Here is a 20,949-nt window from a genome sequence, read left to right on the forward strand (position 1 = left end):
ATCAAAGGGATATAAAAGGTAGATGTTAATGGGATTTAACATGTGCAACGAAGGGAATGTCGCAGGAGCCGTAAGGCAGATAGAAAAAAGGCTAGCATCGAGTGCTAGCCAAACATAAAAGTTAGGAAGGGTGTTGCTTTTCCTCTAGGCTAACGTCATCGACGCTAGCCCGAGAAATATTATGCGGAAAGCATGAGTGAATCTGCTTTCGCTTCTAAGTTTGAGTTACCCATTAAGAAGTCATCAATGGCAATTGCACATTCACGACCTTCATTAATACAACGTACAACCAGAGATTGGCCAGTACGCATATCACCAGCAGCGAAAACGCCTTTCTGGTTTGTCGCAAAACCTTCAGAAGCGACGTTACCGCGCTCGTCCAGTTTAATGTCTAGTTGAGCAAGCACGCCTGTTGGCTCTGGGTGTAAGAAGCCCATTGCAAGGAATGCCATGTCACATGGAATAACACGTTCAGAGTTAGCTACTTCATCAAAACCTGGACGTTCGCCTGGTTTTGCGTCTTGCCAAACGATGTCAGCGATACGTAGACCCGTTACTTGACCTTGATCGTCGCTAATGAACTCTTTGGTTAAGATGTTCCAATGACGTTCACAACCTTCTTCGTGAGAAGTGGTGGTTTTCATGATCATTGGGTATTGAGGCCAAGGCATATTTGCAGGGCGTTTCTCTGGTGGGATCGGCATGATCTCAACCTGAGTAATGCTTGCTGCTTTATGACGGTTTGATGTGCCTACACAGTCAGAGCCTGTATCACCACCACCGATAACCACAATGTGTTTATCTTTAGCGTGAAGCTCTTCTGTCTTAAGATCTAAGTCGTTGGCACGGCGGTTGTTTTGACCAAGGAATTCCATGGCAAAGTGAACGCCTTTCAGCTCACGACCTGGGATTGGCAAGTCACGTGGAACCGTAGAACCACCTGTTAGCAATATCACATCAAACTCTTGGCGTAGCTGTTGAGCATTAACATCAACACCGATGTGTTGGTTCACTTTAAACTCAACGCCAGCTTCAGCCATTAGGTTGATCTTACGATCAATTACGTCCATACCCAGTTTGAAATCTGGGATACCGAAGCGAAGTAGACCACCCACTTTCTCGTCACGTTCAAATACCGTTACCGAGTGACCTGCACTGTTTAGCTGTTCAGCTGCGGCTAAGCCTGCTGGGCCTGAACCGATAACTGCGACAGTTTTCCCTGTGCGAGAGCGTGGTGTTTTAGGCTTTGCGTACCCTTCACGGTACGCAGTTTCTACAATCGTTTTCTCTATATTACAGATAGTGATTGGGTCTTGGTTGATGCCAAGAACACAGGCACTTTCACAAGGAGCAGGACAAACACGACCTGTAAACTCAGGGAAGTTATTGGTAGAGCTAAGAATGTTCCAAGCCTCTTCCCAGCTGTCGCGATAAACAGCGTCATTGAATTCTGGGATGATGTTACCAATCGGACAGCCGTTGTGACAGAAAGGTACGCCACAGTCCATACAACGAGATGCTTGAGTATTGATCTTTTCACCAAACTCTTCGTTAAGTACGAACTCTTTGTTGTCTTCAATTCGAACTGACGGGTCGAGCTTCTTTGGAAGCTCACGACCGTGTTCTAAAAATCCAGTAGGCTTACCCATTATACTGCCTCCACTTCTTCCGTTTGTGCCTGTTGTGCTTCAGCTTTACGCTTTTGAAGAACCGCTTTGTAGTCGCGTGGCATTACTTTAACTAGCGATGCAACACTTGCTTCAAAGTTGTCTAGGAAAGACTGAGCAACTTCACTTCCTGTGAATTCAACATGCTTAGTTAGCATATCTAGTAGAAGATCTTTATCTTCTTGTTCAATTGGATCTAGGTCTACAAGTTCTGCGTTGAGCTTAGTCTCGAAGTCACCTGCTTTATCCCAAACATAAGCGACACCGCCACTCATACCTGCAGCAAAGTTACGACCCGTTGAACCAAGGATAATTGCCGCGCCGCCAGTCATGTATTCACAACCGTGGTCACCAACACCTTCAACAACAACCTTCGCACCAGAGTTACGAACACAGAAACGTTCGCCAGCCATACCGCGAATGAAAGATTCACCAGAGGTTGCACCGTAGAAACATACGTTACCAACCACGATGTTATCTTCAGCAACGATAGTAGATCTTGCATCTGGGTACAGTACCAACGTACCGCCAGACAGACCTTTACCCCAGTAATCGTTCGCGTCGCCTTCTACTTCGAACTTAACGCCTTTCGCAAGGAACGCACCGAAAGATTGACCTGCACTACCGTGGAACTTAACGTTCATTGGCTGTGGTAAACCTTGGTCTTTGTAAACCTTCGAGATTTCGTTCGACAGCATCGTGCCTGCTGAACGGTCCGTGTTGATGATAGGGAACTGAGCGGTAACCGCTTCACCTTTCTCAAGCGCTGGGATTGCAGCCTGAATCAACTTACGGTCTAGAACGTCTTCAAGATTATGATTCTGTGTTGTCTGGTTGTAGATACCATCTTCTGCACGAGCCTGCTCAATGTGCAGTACCGGTGTTAGATCTAGGTTCTTGTACTTCCAGTGACCGATGTCATCACGAACTTTAAGTTTGTGCGATTGACCTACCATCTCATCAATAGAGCGGAAACCAAGTTCAGCCATTACTTCACGTAGACCTTCAGCCATGTATTGGAAGAACGTTACTACGTCTTCTACGCGGCCGTCGAAACGCTCACGAAGAGTTTTGTTTTGTGTTGCGATACCAACAGGACACGTATTCTTGTGACACTTACGCATCATGATACAGCCTTCAACAACTAGAGCAGCTGTTGCTACGCCCCATTCTTCAGCGCCAAGTAAGGTTGCGACTGCAAGGTCACGTGGTGTTTTCATCTGACCATCAGACTGAACAACGATACGGTTACGTAGGCCGTTTTTCAGTAGTGTTTGGTGCGTTTCCGCTAGACCTAATTCCCAAGGCAGACCGGTGTGACGGATAGAAGACATCGGAGATGCACCCGTACCACCATCAAAACCTGCGATAAGTACCACGTCAGCTTTCGCTTTTGCTACACCTGATGCAATCGTACCTACGCCTGCTTCTGATACTAGCTTCACGTTGACACGGCCGTTACGGTTCGCGTTTTTCAGATCGTAGATTAGCTGAGCCAAATCTTCGATTGAGTAGATATCGTGGTGTGGCGGTGGAGAGATAAGACCTACGCCCGGAGTCGAGTGACGCGTTGCGCCGATCCAGTCATCAACCTTATCACCAGGTAGTTGACCACCTTCGCCAGGTTTCGCACCTTGAGCCATCTTGATTTGCAGCTCATCAGCGTTAGATAGGTAGTAAGACGTTACACCAAAGCGACCAGAAGCCACCTGTTTGATTGCTGAACGTTCCCAGTCGCCATTTTCTTTACGCTCGAAACGTGCTGGGTCTTCACCACCTTCACCTGAGTTCGACTTCGCGCCAATGCGGTTCATTGCAACAGCGAGTGTTGAGTGAGCCTCATGCGAGATTGAACCGAAGCTCATTGCGCCTGTTGCGAAACGCTTAAGGATTTTCTCAATAGGTTCTACTTCCGCTAGAGGAATAGAGCCTGCTGGGTTCTTGATGAAATCAAGTTGGCTACGTAGTGTTGCTGCGTTGTCGCCTTGAGCATCAACGGCGTTCGCGTACTTCTTGAATTGACCGTAATCTTTGTTACGCGTCGATTCTTGAAGTAGAGAAATTGTTTCTGGGTTGAATAAGTGCTTCTCACCACGTTGTTTCCACTGGTAAACACCGCCAACATCAAGAACTTGAGCTGGGATTTCACGAGCAGGGTAACCAACACGGTGACGAACTAATACTTCTCGTGCGATATCGTCGATCGTTAGACCTTGGATACGAGAAACAGTACCAGTGAAGTATTTTTCAACCACTGATTTGCTAACACCAAGTGCTTCAAAGATTTGAGCGCCGTGGTAAGACTGCAGCGTAGAGATACCCATCTTCGAGAAGATCTTCAGTAGACCGCCGTTAACACCCTTACGGTAGTTATCGAATAACTCACGTGGATGAACGTTTGGATCTAGCTTCTTAGTACGTTGAAGTTCAACAATCGTTTCGATAACTAGGTATGGGTTAACTGCGTTTGCACCGTAACCGATCAAGGTTGCAAAGTGGTGTGTCTCACGCGCGTCACCCGTTTCAACAACGATGTCACACTTAGCACGTAGCCCTTTACGGATTAGATGGTGGTGAACTGCGCCAACCGCCAGCATTGCTGGGATAGCGGCGTGGTTTGAGTTAACCGCACGGTCAGTTAGTAGGATGATAGAGTAGCCATCAATAACCGCATCTTCCGCATATTGGCAGATCCGTTTAAGTGCGCGCTCTAACTTACCTTGGTCTCCGTTTGCTTGGAATACGATATCCAGCGTCTTCGATTGAAGGTGCTCATTATCGATTGCACGCAGTTTCTCTAACTCTGAGTTAGAAAGAACTGGAGACTCAAGTTCCACTTTTTGACAGTGTTCAGGCGTTTCAGCAAGTAGGTTCTGATCTTTACCTAGGTAAGTGTTCAGAGACATAACCATACGCTCACGAATCGGGTCGATCGGCGGGTTAGTTACTTGTGCAAACAACTGCTTAAAGTAGTTTGAAAGGTGCTGCGATTGATGAGAAAGAATCGCTAGCGGCCAGTCAGCACCCATTGCAGAAAGTGGCTCGTAGCCTGTTTTTGCAAGAGGGAGAATGATTTCGTTTACTTCTTCAGAGCTCACACCAAACGATTGTTGTTTGTGTAGCAGTTTCTCTGGAGAAGGTTGGTTAAATTCGTTGCTCGCATCCGGTAGCTTTTTCAAGCTCAGAAGGTTCTCTTCAACCCATTTTTCGTAGGGTTGCGATTTAGCGATACCGTCTTTCACTTCTTCATCAGAAATGATGCGACCTTGCTCAAGGTCAGCAACGAAGATACGACCAGGCTGTAGACGACCACGATATTCAACGTTTTCAGGTGCGATCTCAACAACACCAGACTCAGACGCCATCACTAGGAAGTCGTCTTTAGTTACTGTGTAGCGAGAAGGACGCAGACCGTTACGGTCAAGAGTTGCACCAACTTGAACACCATCGGTGAAACATACTGACGCTGGGCCATCCCATGGTTCCATTACGTTCGCGTGGTACTGGTAGAACGCACGACGAGTTGGATCCATGTTTTTGTTTTCTTGCCATGCTTCCGGGATCATCATCATCAACGCATGTGGCAGAGTACGACCTGAAAGAACAAGTAGTTCAAGCGCCATATCGAAGTTTGATGAGTCTGAGCTACCTTCTTGACAGATAGGAAGCAGCATGTCGATTTCAGCTTGTGTAAACAGATCCGATTCTAGGATTGCTTCACGTGCTTTCATCCAGTTCAGGTTGCCGCGAACCGTATTGATTTCGCCATTATGCGCGATGTAACGGAAAGGCTGAGCTAGACGCCAACGAGGGAATGTATTGGTAGAAAAGCGAGAGTGTACGAGTGCTAGAGCTGTCACCATAGTTGGGTTTTGCAGATCTAGGAAGTACTGAGGAACTTGTTCAGTTGTTAGCTGACCTTTGTACACCAATGTCTTGTAAGACATAGAGTTGATGTAGAAGTCATCACCGATATTTGAAACGCTTTCTAGGCATACACGAACCGTGTAGTTACGTAGAACATACAGTTTACGCTCAAGCTCTTCTGGTGTGATACCAGGGCCGCCAGAAATAAATACGTGTTCAAATTGAGGTTCAGTGCTTAATGGGTCAGCACCAATCATTGAATTGTCAGTTGGAAGTTCACGGTAGCCGATAACTTCTAACTCAAGGCGTTGTGCATTGCGTTCTAGAATGTCACGACACTGTGCACGTTTGTATTCATCTTTAGGGAAAAGTACAACACCAACACCATATTTTTCAAAAGATGGCAGTTTAATTCCAAGCTTTACGGCTTCTTCTAGTAAGAATTCGTGCGGCTTCTGTAGCAGGATACCTGCACCATCACCAGAACACGGATCGCAGCCTTGGCCGCCACGGTGTTCCATACGTGCAAGCATATCGAGTGCTTGAGTTACTACATCATGAGATTTGCGATTCTTTAGATGCGCAACAAAACCGATACCACAAGCGTCATGCTCCAATTCAGGAGTATACAGACCCTGTGAGTTCTGCTCTTGATCTACCATAGATACATCCTTCCAGTTAAATCTAGGCGCAACTTATTTGTATTAAGTTAGCCTTGTCCTTTTATATTTATGGGTCTAAACCTGCCTATGCTGGCGGTTTGAATCCTTTCCGTATCTCGCAGGAAAAGTATTGCGAGAAAAACAATCCTTAGTGATATCCGTTTATTTTTAGCCACAAACTAGTGGTTTATATAGGTGGGATATGGGTATCACCGACTTATTGGCAAGTTTTAGATGTAAGCAAATACTCAAAAATAGCCAATATGTGTAAGTATCCTACAATTTTGTCTAGGCGAATTGCAATGAAAGTTGGTCCATGTAGACCATTTTTTTCGTTTTATTTTGAATTTAATGTCTAACAAATGTGCAACATTAGGCAAATAGAGCCGATTTTTTGCATGTTTATTGATATTTGATAGGTTGCTCGCAAAAAGCCTTGCGTAAACTAATTGGTCGAATTTTGCAGGGATGTAATTTTTTTTCAGAAAAAGACTGAGATTCATTTTTATTTACTTGAGCACTTTGAAAATATGCAATTACACGAGTTGGTTAATACTATCGGCCAAGACCTTCAACGTCGTTATGGCGAAAAGGTTCACAAGCTGACACTTCATGGTGGTTTTAGCTGCCCAAATCGAGACGGCACAATCGGTCGCGGTGGTTGCACTTTTTGCAATGTGGCGTCTTTTTCCGACGAACAAACTCAGATTCAAAGTATTGCCGATCAATTAAAAGACCGTGCGGGTGAGATTGCCCGTGCTAAGAAGTATCTTGCTTACTTTCAGGCATACACCAGCACTTATGCTGAAGTGCAGGTGCTCAAGAACATGTACGAAGAAGCCCTTAAAGCTCCGGGTGCCAATATTGTTGGCCTTTGCGTTGGTACAAGACCCGATTGCGTGCCTGATTCTGTATTGGAACTGCTGTCGGGTTACGTGAAACAAGGCTATGAGATTTGGCTAGAGCTCGGGCTACAAACGGCCAATGATAAAACCCTCAAGCGAATTAACCGTGGCCACGATTTTGCGGTGTATGAAACGATCACTCGGCGCGCTCGTGCTTTGGGGATCAAGATATGTACCCACCTTATTGTTGGCCTGCCCAAAGAAACCAAAGCGGATAACCTTGAAACTTTAGATAAGGTATTAGCCGTTGGCACCGACGGTATTAAGCTACACGGGCTCCATATAGTAGAGGGCAGTACCATGGCTAAGGCGTGGAAGGCCGGAAAGCTAGAAGCACCAAGCCTTGAGGAGTACATTGATATCGCGACTGAGGTGATTCAACGGACTCCAGCAAACGTGGTTTATCACCGAGTATCTTCTGCGGCGAGGCGCCCGACGTTACTCTCACCTTTGTGGTGTGAGAACCGTTGGTTAGCGATGACTGAGATTGGCCGTTCGCTTGATAAAACTGGCGCACAAGGCATCAAAACTGGCTCTGCATTCGAGTACACACTGCCCGTTTTAAACGCAGTCAATTGATAGAAAATGGTGACTGTCGGTAACAGCAGATAAAACCAACAAATAGTGGTAACATTTCCCTCACAGATTTTATGGTATAGATTGAGAGTAAATGGAACTGGTAATGACTTGGTTGTGGGACAGGGCGTATGGCTACGGTATTTATATCGTTGTTGTATTGCTGATTGCTCTCATCTGCTGGCATCTTTATTCACGTTATCAGTCGCATCTTGAAAAACTTCTACTTGCTACTCCATCGCCACTCTACTTTGTTGATGTTCGAAGTGGAGAGATCTTATATGCCAATCGCCAAGCTATGCAGCTGCTTGGTATTCGCCAAATTGGCGTTAACTTTCGATTCCCTACCGTTGAAAGCGAGAATAGCTTTCGTCATTACTTAACCAATCACATCAACTCTCGATCATTTGAGCAGGTCTCTCTGTGGGCGCTGTCTGAATTTGAGTCCTTTAAGATCAATTTGGTTGGTCGCAGGATCCGTTTTAGAAGCAAGAAAGCGTGGATGATTCACGCATCACCGTATAAAAATACAGATGAAGAGGTGTCTCAAGAAGTTCGTGAGCTTAATGTCGCGCGTACCGCTTTGGATTCTTTATCTGAGCTGATCTATGTAAAAGATCAAAAGGGTGAGTTGGTGACGAGTAATCGCTCGTTTAAAAAGTTTTGGCATGGTCGCTCAGAAGAGGGCACTTTGAGTGTTTCTGGCGGGGCTTTAAAAGGTCGAGTCAGTGAACGTTCGTGGACAACGGATCAAGACGGTAAGGGATGTTTGCTTGAAACCTACCAAAGTGTCTTGCTCTCGCAAGATGGATCAACCATAGGCACGCTCTCAATTAGCCATGATGTGACCGATTGGCACGACATGCAGCAAAAGCTGCGCGGTGAAATGGAAAAGCGAAAAGATACTGAAGTCGCGCTTGCCCAACGTGACACCATCCTCCAAAACATCTTGGAAGCGAGCCCTGACTCGATTGGTATCTTCAACGAAAATATGGTTTACCAAGCATGTAATAAGCCATTTGTGGCTGCGCTGGGTATCTCTGAAGTGAGTGATTTAGTCGGCAAGCGTCTGCAAGATGTGGTGCCTAATAGTATGTATATGCGTATTTCAGACACCGATCACCAAGTGCTTCATCAAGGTAAGTCATTACGCTATATCGATAAGGTTGTCTCTAGTGATGGTGAATACACTTGGTATGATGTGGTGAAATCACCGTTTAAAGATCTGGCATCAAGCACTAATGGTGTGTTGATCATGGCGCGTGATATTACAGAACGTTACCTTGCGGAGCAGAAACTTGAAGAAGCCAACCTTGAACTTGAGCGTCTTAGCTTTATGGACAGCCTGACTCAGGTTTCCAACCGCCGTCGTTTTGATGAACAGCTTTCGACGCTGTGGCATTATCATGTGCGTGAGAAATTACCACTGACGATTATGCTGTGTGACATCGATTTCTTCAAAGGTTACAACGATTTTTACGGACATCAACAAGGTGATGATGCTCTGATCCAAGTCTCTCAGGCATTTAAGCAGGTGCTGAACCGTTCATCGGATTGTGTGGCTCGTTACGGTGGTGAAGAGTTCGGCTTTATTCTACCGAATACCACGGCTGAGGGTGCTCAGCTGGTGGCACAGCGTATCCATGATGGGATCCTTAAATTGGAACTGGCGCATGAGAAATCGAATGTCTCTGAATTCATCACTGTGAGTATTGGTATTATCTCTTACATTCCGACACCTGATGATGAAATGGATTCGGCGGTTGCCTTGGCTGACAGTGCGTTGTATCAAGCTAAATCCGACGGTCGAAACCGTTCGATGGTGCATCCTTCCTCAATTCGATAAGCACATTTATCTCTTGCTGCCCCTCTATTTATCCCACTTATCTGTTTTAAACAATATAACTGTAGCTCTCTTGCTGCGTGTGATGTAGCTAGCTTACCTCCTCTCTTTAAACAGGGTAGAATATTGCTAGTCTTATCGCATGGAGCGTTAAATGAAACCCATGAAAAATCTCGCTCAGTATTACGTGGATCTACTCGTAAAACTGGGGATTGTCCGCTTTTCTATCTTACTCGCCTTAGCGCTTGTAGCCCTCGCAGTTGTTGTGCAAGTGGGTATAACCCTCGCACTCAAAGGTAATGTTGATGATATCGACATTGTCCGTTCGGTTTTCTTCGGTTTAGTGATCACGCCTTGGGCGGTTTATTTCCTATCAGTGGTCGTAGACCAGCTGGAAGAGTCTCGTCAAAGGTTGGCGAAATTGGTCTCTAAGCTTGGTGACATGCGAGAGCGAGATCAAGAGCTCAATAATAAACTGCAACTCAATATCGAGAAGCTTAATCAAGAAATTGAAGAGCGAGAAAAAGCGGAAGAAGCGCGTGCAGAAGCAATGCACGATCTCGAAAATGAGGTGTTCCAGCGTGAGCGAACTCAGCTTGAACTTGCAGAGCGTACGGCACTGCTACGCTCATTTATTGATGCCTCTCCTGATCTTATTTACTATCGCAATGAAGATGGTGTGTTTTCGGGTTGTAACCGTGCAGTTGAAGAGCTTACTGGCAAGACAGAAAAAGATCTCGTTGGCTTAACGCCTTGGGATGTGTATAGCAAAGAGATCGCTCAACAAGTTGTTGAAACCGATAAGAAGGTATTTGCTGACAACCAAGCGCTGACTTATGACCAATGGTTGGAATACCCTGATGGTCGTAAGAGCTACTTCGAACTGCGTAAGGTGCCTTTCTACAGTAAAGAAGGTCGTCACTTGGGCTTGGTCGGTTTTGGCCGTGATATTACTGAGCGTAAAGAGCACCAAGAGTCACTGGAGAAAGCCAGTCGTGATAAGACCACCTTTATCTCAACCATTAGCCACGAGTTAAGAACGCCGCTCAATGGCATCATCGGCTTGAGTCGTATGTTGTTGGATAGCCAACTGACGACCGAGCAGCGCAAGCAGATGCAAACCATCAAGGTGAGCGCGGTGACATTGGGTAATATCTTTAACGATATTATCGATATGGACAAATTTGATCGTCGTAAACTTGAGTTATTCCCAACTCCACTCAACTTTGAAGATTTCGTTGTCGAGATCGAGAGTATTTCTGCGTTAATGGCAGAGCAAAAAGGGTTAAGGTTTGATCTTGAAAGGTTATCGGATCTTCCTGCTGCGGTCGAAGTGGATGGTACTCGTCTTAGACAGGTGTTGTGGAACCTTGTCAGCAACGCGATGAAGTTCACCAAAGATGGTGGTGTGGTGATGACAGTCAGCGCTGAAGTTGATGGCGACTTTGCCAACATCACGATGGAAGTAGAAGACACCGGAATTGGTATTCCTGAAAGTGAAATTGAGAAGATCTTCGCGATGTACTACCAGGTGAAATCGGGAACAGATAATCTACACGCTGTAGGTACCGGAATTGGTCTTGCCGTGTCTCAACAGCTGATCAATATGATGGATGGTCACATTGAAGTCACCAGTGAAGAGGGCTTTGGTAGTACCTTTACGGTTTCGATTCGAGTGCCTGTTAATCACGATACTCAGGCTCTGATCAAAACGCCAAGAAAGCAGTCCAACCTCAAGATCTTCATGGTCGAAGATATTGAGCTTAATATCACAGTAGCTCGCTCTCTACTTGAAAGCCTTGGTCATGAAGTGACAGTCGTAATGACGGGTAAAGAGGCGCAAATCGTTTTCAACCCGAAAGATTATGACTTGGTATTACTGGATATCCAGTTACCAGATATGACAGGCTTCGATATTGCTCAATACTACCGCGAGAAATACAGCAAGCTGCCGCCTTTGGTGGCATTAACCGCGAACGTATTAAACAACAAGCAAGAGTACTTCCAGAAAGGCATGGACGAAGCGATCAGTAAACCACTGTCGGTTCGTGCAATCCAGGATGTCATCAGCGATCTTATCGAGGATGCGCCAGAGACTATTGAGAAAGCTAAGGGTATTGATACAGCAAAGAATGTTGAAAAAGTAACCGGTATTGAGAAAGTAACAGGTGTTAAGAAAGTAACAGGTGCTGAAAAAGTAGTAGCGAGTAAGCCTGTTCTTTCAACGATTGATACCTCTTTGCTTGATATTGATATGCTAGAGTCTTATGTGGACATTGTCGGGTCGAAACCGGTTTTGGACAGCATCGTGATGTTTGAAGATATGATGCCGGAATATATGGAAATATTGAATTCCAACATGGTGGCGAAAGATCAAGACAGCATCGTTTCTGAAGCGCATAAGATTAAAGGTGCGGCAGGTTCAATTGGCCTGAAGCGCATACAGCAAGTTGCTCAGAAAGCTCAATCTCCAGATATGCCTGCGTGGTGGGAGAACATTTCAGATTGGGTTGATGAAATAAATAACGAATACCAGAATGACATTGAAGTCTTAAAGAGTTGGTTAAATCAAAGGTAGAAGAATAATGAAAAAATTAGCATTCGCCGCATGTGTCGTGGCATTAGCGGGTTGTTCTGCACCACAAGTAGAATGGCAGCAAGATAACCAAGTAGAAATATCTGCAGCGACAGTCACAATGAAAAGCAACCTGTGGCACAACAAGATGCCTACGATTGGAGAGGCTCAAGATAAGACTCTGCACGGTTCTATCTACCTAGAGTCTGACTCACAACTACCAGCAACGCTTGCGGTTGAAAGTGTGACGGTTAAACAGGGTGCGGATACCTTGTTGGTAACAGCTGACGATCTTGATTTAAGAACACACAGTGAAACTCAGTGGGAAGTCGCTTTTGTATGGCAGCTAGAGATCGATAGTGACAAACCTGTTGATGTTGCGATTGAACTCAAAGACGGCGAAACCGTGAAGTGGCTCGTCGAGAAAGACGTTAAGGTTGATACGGTTTACTAAAACCTTAGCGATCAATGAACAATAAAAAAGGGAGAATGCATTGGCATTCTCCCTTTTTAATCACTATTGATTACGCTTCGACTGTTAGAAGTGCTATTGGTTTATAAGTACTAACGGTTTAGAAGTGCTATCGGTTTAGAACAGCTAACCGACGACAAGAACTAAACGGCCCGAAGCGCGAATCGAATTAGTCTTCTAGGTCACCACAAAAGCGGTAGCCTTCACCGTGAATCGTTGCGATGATTTCTGGCGTACCAGAAACAGACTCAAAGTGTTTACGAATACGACGGATTGTTACGTCTACAGTACGATCGTGTGGCTTAAGCTCACGGCCAGTCATCTTCTTAAGAAGGTCTGCACGTGTTTGGATCTTACCTGGGTTCTCACAGAAGTGAAGTAGAGCACGGAACTCTGAACGAGGTAGCTTGTAGCCTTCGCCATCTGGGCTAACCAGAGAACGACTGTTGATGTCTAGTACCCAACCATTGAACTCGTACTTCTCAACGCTACGCTTTTCTTCTTGAACAGAGCTTGTGCTCATTGAACGGTTAAGAAGGTTGCGTGCACGGATAGTCAGTTCACGAGGGTTGAAAGGCTTAGTGATGTAGTCATCAGCGCCGATCTCTAGGCCAAGGATCTTATCAACTTCATTATCACGACCCGTTAAGAACATAAGCGCTACATTTGCTTGCTCACGTAGTTCACGCGCAAGTAGTAGGCCATTCTTACCAGGAAGGTTGATGTCCATAATTACAAGGTTAACTTGGTTGTCAGATAGCACTTGGTGCATCTCTTCACCGTCGCTAGCCTCAAAAACAGCATATCCCTCTGCTTCAAAAATACTCTTTAGAGTGTTACGAGTTACTTGCTCATCTTCAACGATAAGAATCTGCGGGGTTTGCATTTGGCGGTACCTAAATTTGTGACGAAACTGTGCTAATAGAATAAATTCTAGGCAAAAACATAACATACAGGTAATGTATTTTTGATGATAACTTAAAGTTTTCAAAAAAACACTTACTTCCAGCTATCTGCCTTCCTTGAAGTATTGCCCAATAACGTAGATCCAGTACGCCTTTTAATCATTCTTTTAGTGATTGCAGAGGATTCTATAATGTTAACAGCATGCTAACAACGCGAGAATGTTAATTCCATTCACTTTGTTGATTTACATCAATTGCCGTATCGCAACAAACTTTAATAGTATGGCTACAACTTAACCAATGTTATGGTGATTATTTAGCAGCAAAACCAGAATGATTATTCGAGATAGTTCTTACATCTCGCCTGCTAAAGACCAGATTATGAACCAAGGAAGCTGAAAGCTGTCCTTAGAGTCTAGTAGATAAATATGCTCAATCAACTTTTATTCAGTAATAAATTGAGCATAGAATGATGAAAACAAAGGATTAATTTTAATAACATATAAAAGCATAGAGGCTCGCCTGACTTAATAGGTAACGCCTTACTCACGGAGGATATATGCACGATATAACACCCGACTTGTGTGATGAATTTGAGAGCAAAGTCACCCAACTGAACATGCCATTGCAGAACTTCGGTCAACGTGGTGCGTTCTGGGGGAAAATTGTAACAGTTCGTTGTTATCACGATAATTCCAAGGTTCGCGAGGTTTTAGAGACTGACGGCAGTGGCAAAGTGCTCGTCGTAGACGGTAATGGCTCGTGTCAGAAAGCACTGCTTGGTGATCAATTGGCGATTCTAGCTATAGAAAACGGTTGGGAAGGCGTGATTGTGAATGGTGCGGTTCGTGATGTAGCGATGATGGCGCAGATGGATCTTGGTATTCAAGCGCTTGGGGCATCACCATTTAAAACCGAGAAGCACGGTGTTGGGCAAGTTAATGTCACGCTCACGGTACACAATCAACTGATTCAGCCTGGTGACTATATATATGCTGATTGGAATGGTGTGCTAATTTCAACGGAATTGTTGATTGAATCTTAACGGGCTTATCAATCACGAAATGAGATAGATTAGAAACGAAATCCTAATCCCACTTCAACACCTTGCTGCCACTCTTCATAATCAAGGGTGGCATGCAAATCTAGATTGTCGGTCAGTTGTACTCGGCTTGAAACCTCAGCGGCGACCGACTTTTCACTGTCCTCGGTTTCATCTTTATAAGTGTGTAGAGAACTGTTGAAAGAGACTCTCTCTGAGAATTGATAGCTGACACCACTCAAGAATCCACTCTCATATTTTAGTGAATCACTATTAATACGTGTACCGACATAAAGATCTACATCAGCAAACAGACTATAAGAATAGCCACTATCGACTTTCCAAGTGTCAAAGCTTTCACTCGATGCATTTTGTGTTGAGATAAAAAACTTATGGGCAGAACGATCGATTTGACTGGGTAGCAAAGGCAAATTGTTTAACAGAGGTAGGCTGTTCGCTGAACAAACAACAGGCATAGCAAAGGCTAAAAGAATAAGTAATCTCTTCACTTCCCACTCCTGATGTCATTATTATTGTTCTTCGAACGTTATCGTTCAATTAAAGCACAAGATCTGTACGTTCGCTGCACAATCGATATAGCATTTTGTTATGGCTATATATGCAATGGGTTAACTTTGTTGTTCTGATATCAAACCCAATCTTTGAATTGTAGGCTTATAGCCGCTGTTTTATCCTTGAAATGGCGGTTTGCTCTGAAAAATGGTGTGAATGTAAAAAAAAATCAACTTTTCATTGACGTGTAGTGCTAAAAATTGATACACGTAGAGTAAAGCACAAGCAGAGAATTTGATATGCAGCACGTAAGCCACCTAGTAATGACCACCACCATTATTATTACCGACATTCACATTGTTGGGGCAGGCTGCTAAGTAACGGATTTTAAAAAAAAGGCCTGTATCCAACAAGATACAGGCCTTTTTTTGTACCATTTTTATGACTTATGGAGAAAGGGATGCGCGTTTTAAAGTTTGGAGGTTCATCATTAGCTGATGCAGATCGTTTTTTACGAGCAGCAGATATCATCGCTAATAATGCCCAGCAAGAAGAGCTAGCCGTTGTACTATCGGCTCCAGGAAAAACAACCAATAAGCTGGTTGCTGTAATTGAAGCAGCACTAAAAAATGGTGAAGCAGACGTACAGATCACCGAGATCGAATCATCATTCGCTGCATTGTTTGCAGAGATTCAAGCTGTATTGCCGTCAGTCGATGGCTCTGCATTTCAAGAGCAGGTCGATACCTCTCTTGCTCAACTTAAGCAGTTCGTGAATGGTATTAACCTACTGGGTATGTGTCCAAATCACGTAAATGCTCGCATCATCAGTAAAGGTGAGCGAATTTCAATCCAGTTGATGAAAGCGGTACTTGAAGCGAAAGGTCAACCGGCAAGCCTGATTGACCCAGTTCAATACCTATACGCTAAAGGTGACCACCTTGAAGCGATGGTCGATGTGGATGTTTCAACTCAGAACTTCCGTCAATCACCGCTTCCAGAAGGTCACGTAAACATCATGCCGGGCTTTACGGCTGGTAATGAAAAAGGTGAGTTAGTAACGCTTGGTCGCAATGGCTCTGATTATTCAGCAGCGGTTCTAGCGGCATGTCTACGCGCTGATTGTTGTGAGATCTGGACAGATGTCGATGGTGTTTACAACTGTGACCCGCGTTTAGTGGATGATGCTCGTCTTCTTAAATCGCTAAGCTATCAAGAAGCGATGGAGCTTTCTTACTTCGGCGCTTCGGTTCTACACCCGAAGACTATCGCTCCTATCGCGCAATTCCATATTCCTTGCCTAATCAAAAACAGCTTCAACCCACAGGGTGCAGGTACTTTGATCGGCCAAGACACTGGCGAAGATAACCTAGCAATCAAAGGCATCACTACGCTAAGTGACCTAACGATGGTTAACGTATCAGGCCCAGGTATGAAGGGCATGGTAGGTATGGCGAGTCGTGTATTCGGCGCAATGTCTTCTGCCGGCGTTTCTATCGTCCTTATTACTCAATCTTCTTCAGAGTACAGCATCAGCTTCTGTATTGAATCGGCTGACAAAGTGAAAGCGAAGCAAGTGCTGTCAGACGCGTTTGAACTTGAACTTAAAGATGGCCTATTAGAGCCTGTTGAGTTCATGGATGATGTTGCGATTGTGACGCTGGTGGGTGACGGTATGCGTACTTCACGTGGCGTTGCTTCTCAGTTCTTCTCTTCTTTAGCTGAAGTGAACGTCAACATCGTTGCTATCGCGCAAGGTTCTTCTGAGCGTGCGATCTCTGCGGTTATTCCTGAAGACAAAATCTCTGAAGCGATCAAAGCGTGTCACGAGAACCTATTTAACTCTAAGCACTTCCTTGACGTATTCGTTGTTGGTGTTGGTGGTGTTGGTGGTGAGCTTGTTGACCAGATCCAACGTCAACAAGGCAAACTGGCTGAAAAAGGCATCGTGATTCGCGTATGTGGTTTAGCAAACAGCAAAGGCTTGTTGCTAGATAGCGATGGTCTGCCGCTAGAGCAGTGGCGTGATCGCATGTCGAGCGCGACAGAAGAGTTTAGCTTAGCGCGCTTAAATGCACTTGTTCAACGTAACCACATTATCAATCCAGTATTGGTTGACTGTACGTCTAGCGAAGGCATTGCGGCGCAATACGCTGATTTCCTAGCGGCTGGTTTCCACGTGGTAACACCAAATAAGAAAGCAAATACAGCGAGCATGGCTTACTACCATCAGCTTCGTGAAGTTGCACGTAATTCACGTCGTAAGTTGATGTACGAGACAACAGTAGGCGCAGGTCTACCGGTCATCGAAAACCTACAGAACCTAATCTCTGCGGGTGATGAACTTGAGAAATTCAACGGCATTCTTTCTGGTTCACTGTCTTACATCTTCGGTAAGCTTGATGAAGGTATGACACTCAGTCAAGCAACCAATATTGCAAAAGATAACGGCTTTACTGAACCGGATCCTCGTGATGATTTATCGGGTATGGATGTGGCGCGTAAACTGCTTATTCTCGCTCGAGAAGCGGGCATGGCACTTGAGCTTGAAGATGTTGAAGTTGACCAAGCATTGCCACCGGGTTTTGATGATTCAGGCACGGTTGAAGATTTTATGGCTCGCTTGCCAGAAGCGGATGCTTACTTCCAAGAACAGTCAGCGATCGCAGCAGAAGAAGGCAAAGTGCTTCGTTATGTTGGTGAAATCGCCGATGGTAAGTGTAAAGTTCGTATTGCAGCTGTTGATGGCGACGACCCAATGTTCAAGATTAAAGATGGCGAGAACGCATTAGCATTCTACAGCCGTTACTACCAACCGATCCCTCTAGTATTACGTGGTTACGGTGCGGGTACTGAAGTTACAGCAGCAGGCGTATTCTCTGATGTGATGCGTACTCTTGGTTGGAAATTAGGAGTTTAGGAATGAGTTCAAGTGATATGGATGTTGTTGTTTATGCGCCTGCATCAATCGGCAATGTCAGTGTAGGGTTTGATGTGCTGGGGGCAGCTGTGTCTCCAGTGGATGGCACGCTGCTCGGTGACCGAGTTATGGTTAAAGCAGGTGATGAATCATTCTCACTAAAAACAGCAGGCAGTTTTGTTTCTAAGCTGCCAACTGAAACCAAAGAAAACATTGTCTACGACTGCTGGGTTGTGTTCTCTAGAGAGCTTGATAAAAAAGGCGTTGCGGTTAAGCCTTTGGAAATGACACTAGAAAAGAACATGCCTATTGGTTCTGGTTTAGGTTCAAGTGCTTGTTCAATTGTTGCGGCACTGGATGCTTTAAACCGTTTTCATGGTCAGCCACTGAATGAAACTGAACTGCTTGCTCTGATGGGCGAAATGGAAGGTAAAATTTCAGGTGGCATCCACTACGATAACGTTGCACCCTGTTACCTTGGTGGTGTGCAATTAATGCTGGAAGAGTTAGGTATCATTAGTCAAGAAGTTCCATGTTTTGATGACTGGTACTGGGTAATGGCATATCCGGGCATTAAGGTTTCAACGGCAGAAGCTCGCGAGATTCTACCTTCTCAATATCGTCGCCAAGATGTCATTGCTCATGGTCGCCATTTAGCGGGTTTCATCCATGCTTGCCACTCTGATCAGCCAGAGCTAGCAGCGAAGATGATCAAAGACGTGATTGCTGAACCATATCGTGAGAAACTGCTTCCAGGGTTTGCTGATGCGCGTAAATACGCAACCTCAGCTGGAGCGCTTGCTACTGGGATCTCCGGTAGTGGTCCAACTCTATTTAGCATTTGCAAAGAACAAGATGTCGCCGAGCGTGTTGCACGCTGGTTAGAACAAAATTACGTACAAAACGAAGAAGGATTCGTCCACGTTTGTCGCTTAGATAAGCAAGGTTCGATCGTTACAGGAAGTGAGTTATGAAGCTGTACAACATCAAAGAAAATGACGAGCAAGTCTCTTTTGGCCAAGCCGTTCGTCAAGGTCTAGGCCGCAATCAAGGTCTATTTTTCCCATCTGAACTGCCAAAGTTTGATGACATCGATGCGCTGCTAGCAGAGGACTTTGTCCCTCGTAGTTCAAAGATTCTTTCGGCTTTAATCGGCGATGAGCTACCAAAAGAACAGGTTGCTCAATTGGTAGATGCGGCGTTCCAGTTCCCTGCACCTATCAAGCAAGTAAAAGATGGTGTTTACGCGCTTGAGCTTTTCCACGGCCCAACACTCGCGTTTAAAGATTTTGGTGGCCGCTTTATGGCTCAATCTTTAGCAGCTGTTTCAGATGGTGGTCAAATCACTATTTTAACGGCAACATCAGGTGATACTGGTGCGGCGGTTGCGCACGCTTTCTACGGTATGGAAGACATCAATGTTGTGATCCTTTACCCGAAAGGCAAGATCAGCCCACTGCAAGAGAAGCTGTTTTGTACGCTAGGTAAGAACATCCATACTGTGGCGATCGATGGCGACTTTGATGCGTGTCAGGCGCTAGTGAAAGATGCATTTGACGACGCTGAGCTGCGTAAAGAGATTGGCCTTAACTCGGCAAACTCAATCAACATCAGCCGTTTGATGGCTCAGATCTGTTACTACTTTGAAGCGGCTTCTCAGCTAACCAAAGAGCAACGTGAGAACCTTGTTATCTCAGTACCAAGTGGTAACTTTGGTAACCTTACAGCAGGTCTACTTGCTAAAGCACTAGGCCTACCTGTGAAGCGTTTCATTGCTGCAACCAACGAAAATGACACGGTTCCTCGTTACCTAGAAACAGGTCAATGGGATCCAAAGCCAACGGTAGCAACAACATCAAACGCGATGGACGTAAGCCAACCAAACAACTGGCCTCGTATCGAAGAGCTTTGCCAACTGAAAGGTTGGGGCTTAGATACACTAGGTAAAGGTAAGGTATCTGACGAGCAAAGTGCTGAGTCAGTACGTGACTTAAAAGCACAGGGTTACCTATGTGAACCACATGGTGCGATTGCTTACCGTCTACTGGAAGAGCAACTGCAAGAGAACGAAACTGGTCTGTTCTTGTGTACTGCACACCCAGCGAAATTCAAAGAAGTGGTTGATGATATTTTAGGTACGGATATTGAGTTGCCAGGTCCATTGGCTAAGCACGCAGTGATGGAATTGTTATCTGAAGATCTAGACAATGACTTTGACGCTCTGAAAACGGTACTTCGCCGAGTTCAACCGTAACGTTTATCTGTATTGTTGAATAAATAAAAACGGCGCTCAATGAGCGCCGTTTTTGTATTCTAATCTAAGTTCTAAAAATTATAGAGACTCAGTGAAAGTACGTGCGATAACGTCACGTTGCTGTTCAGTTGTTAGAGAGTTGAAACGTACAGCGTAACCAGATACACGGATCGTTAGCTGTGGGTAGTTCTCTGGGTGAGCAACGGCGTCTTCTAGCGTTTCACGCTTAAGAACGTTAACGTTTAGGTGCTGACCACCTTCGATGCGTGGTGCTGCTTCGATAGCAACTTCACGGCTTTCGTACTCGCCTAGGTCTGCTGCTGAGATAACTTGGTCAGCTTCGAAACCTGAAGTAGCAACAACACAACGAGCTTCATTCTTCTCGCTATCTAGTAGCCAGATTGAGTTTAGTAGGTCATCGTTTGCTGCTTTAGTAATTTGAATACCTTGGATCATAACTATCTCCTAGTCCACTGAATGTGGTTTGATTATGGTGTTAACTTTCGATTTTTATTGAGCTGGGTAATATATACCTAATATCAGTAAGGTTAACATTGATTTAAGTCAAAAAACAACCAAAAACCATATTTTTACAAAGGTGATTATATTGAGGTAAATCAATAAAACCTTTGAAAACAAACTAATTACAAAATATTTTAAAGTATAAAAAATATTTAACAGTCTTATTTGTTGTAAGTTTACTACATTTGTTGTGTTTTTATTGAACTACAAACGATACGACCCTTTA

13 protein-coding genes, 1 pseudogene and 1 other annotated feature are annotated in these 20,949 nt (G+C 44.8%); of the genes and pseudogenes, 8 read left to right on the top strand and 6 right to left on the bottom strand.

Annotated features, from left to right (window positions below):
- Nucleotides 1-179 precede the first annotated feature (179 nt).
- Nucleotides 180-1,649: a glutamate synthase subunit beta gene (locus AC3CIA_RS02355; protein ID WP_488518461.1), complete on the bottom strand. Its 1,470-nt coding sequence runs from the start codon at nucleotides 1,647-1,649 to the stop codon at nucleotides 180-182.
- Entirely contained in the window at nucleotides 1,649-6,196 is a 4,548-nt protein-coding gene (gene gltB / locus AC3CIA_RS02360; protein WP_004734986.1) for a glutamate synthase large subunit, read from the bottom strand. The genes AC3CIA_RS02355 and gltB overlap by 1 nt, the downstream gene beginning before the upstream one ends.
- A gap of 530 nt (nucleotides 6,197-6,726) precedes the next feature.
- On the opposite strand from gltB, the gene mnmL reads away from it, so the two are divergent.
- The 4 genes from mnmL (at nucleotide 6,727) to AC3CIA_RS02380 (ending at nucleotide 12,549) form a co-directional block, all read left to right on the top strand.
- Nucleotides 6,727-7,680 carry a tRNA modification radical SAM protein MnmL/YtqA gene (gene mnmL, locus AC3CIA_RS02365; protein WP_017087516.1) on the top strand — a complete coding sequence of 318 codons (954 nt, stop codon included), beginning with the start codon at nucleotides 6,727-6,729 and terminating at the stop codon, nucleotides 7,678-7,680.
- Nucleotides 7,681-7,771: 91 nt separating this feature from the next.
- Nucleotides 7,772-9,523 (top strand): sensor domain-containing diguanylate cyclase, encoded by a 1,752-nt coding sequence (locus tag AC3CIA_RS02370; RefSeq protein ID WP_108202937.1) that lies wholly within the window; start codon nucleotides 7,772-7,774, stop codon nucleotides 9,521-9,523.
- A 151-nt stretch (nucleotides 9,524-9,674) separates the two neighbouring features.
- Nucleotides 9,675-12,098, top strand: coding sequence for an aerobic respiration two-component sensor histidine kinase ArcB (gene arcB / locus AC3CIA_RS02375; RefSeq protein WP_171311858.1), 2,424 nt, complete (start codon nucleotides 9,675-9,677; stop codon nucleotides 12,096-12,098).
- Between the two features lie 7 nt (nucleotides 12,099-12,105).
- Complete coding sequence (locus AC3CIA_RS02380) at nucleotides 12,106-12,549, top strand: hypothetical protein (protein WP_004734990.1); 444 nt, start codon at nucleotides 12,106-12,108, stop codon at nucleotides 12,547-12,549.
- A 187-nt stretch (nucleotides 12,550-12,736) separates the two neighbouring features.
- On the opposite strand, the gene arcA is transcribed toward AC3CIA_RS02380, so the two are convergent.
- On the bottom strand, nucleotides 12,737-13,453 hold the full coding sequence (gene arcA, locus AC3CIA_RS02385; protein WP_004741534.1) for a two-component system response regulator ArcA: 717 nt from the start codon (nucleotides 13,451-13,453) through the stop codon (nucleotides 12,737-12,739).
- A gap of 372 nt (nucleotides 13,454-13,825) precedes the next feature.
- Nucleotides 13,826-13,984, bottom strand: a pseudogene (locus AC3CIA_RS02390) (ribonuclease activity regulator protein RraA).
- A gap of 47 nt (nucleotides 13,985-14,031) precedes the next feature.
- On the opposite strand from AC3CIA_RS02390, the gene AC3CIA_RS02395 reads away from it, so the two are divergent.
- Nucleotides 14,032-14,517: a putative 4-hydroxy-4-methyl-2-oxoglutarate aldolase gene (locus tag AC3CIA_RS02395; protein WP_004734993.1), complete on the top strand. Its 486-nt coding sequence runs from the start codon at nucleotides 14,032-14,034 to the stop codon at nucleotides 14,515-14,517.
- A 29-nt stretch (nucleotides 14,518-14,546) separates the two neighbouring features.
- Here the strand turns inward: AC3CIA_RS02395 and AC3CIA_RS02400 are convergent, their stop codons facing one another.
- The gene (locus AC3CIA_RS02400; protein WP_017077706.1) at nucleotides 14,547-15,023 is read right to left on the bottom strand and encodes a DUF7840 domain-containing protein; all 477 of its coding nucleotides are present in this window, start codon (nucleotides 15,021-15,023) and stop codon (nucleotides 14,547-14,549) included.
- 316 nt (nucleotides 15,024-15,339) lie between these two features.
- Nucleotides 15,340-15,458: a sequence feature (Thr leader region), on the top strand.
- Between the two features lie 29 nt (nucleotides 15,459-15,487).
- Between AC3CIA_RS02400 and thrA the strand changes: the two genes are divergently transcribed.
- The 3 genes from thrA to thrC are packed head-to-tail and all read left to right on the top strand — an operon-like array spanning nucleotide 15,488 to nucleotide 20,201.
- On the top strand, nucleotides 15,488-17,947 hold the full coding sequence (thrA, locus tag AC3CIA_RS02405) for a bifunctional aspartate kinase/homoserine dehydrogenase I (protein ID WP_488518462.1): 2,460 nt from the start codon (nucleotides 15,488-15,490) through the stop codon (nucleotides 17,945-17,947).
- A gap of 17 nt (nucleotides 17,948-17,964) precedes the next feature.
- Nucleotides 17,965-18,921 (top strand): homoserine kinase, encoded by a 957-nt coding sequence (gene thrB / locus AC3CIA_RS02410; RefSeq protein WP_488518868.1) that lies wholly within the window; start codon nucleotides 17,965-17,967, stop codon nucleotides 18,919-18,921.
- Nucleotides 18,918-20,201, top strand: coding sequence for a threonine synthase (gene thrC / locus AC3CIA_RS02415; protein WP_488518463.1), 1,284 nt, complete (start codon nucleotides 18,918-18,920; stop codon nucleotides 20,199-20,201). The genes thrB and thrC overlap by 4 nt, the downstream gene beginning before the upstream one ends.
- A gap of 78 nt (nucleotides 20,202-20,279) precedes the next feature.
- Here the strand turns inward: thrC and grcA are convergent, their stop codons facing one another.
- A complete protein-coding gene (grcA, locus tag AC3CIA_RS02420; RefSeq protein WP_009848415.1) occupies nucleotides 20,280-20,657 on the bottom strand; it encodes an autonomous glycyl radical cofactor GrcA in 378 nt (125 codons plus the stop codon).
- Nucleotides 20,658-20,949: the final 292 nt, after the last annotated feature.

This window comes from Vibrio sp. QJM3NY_27 (assembly GCF_057785955.1).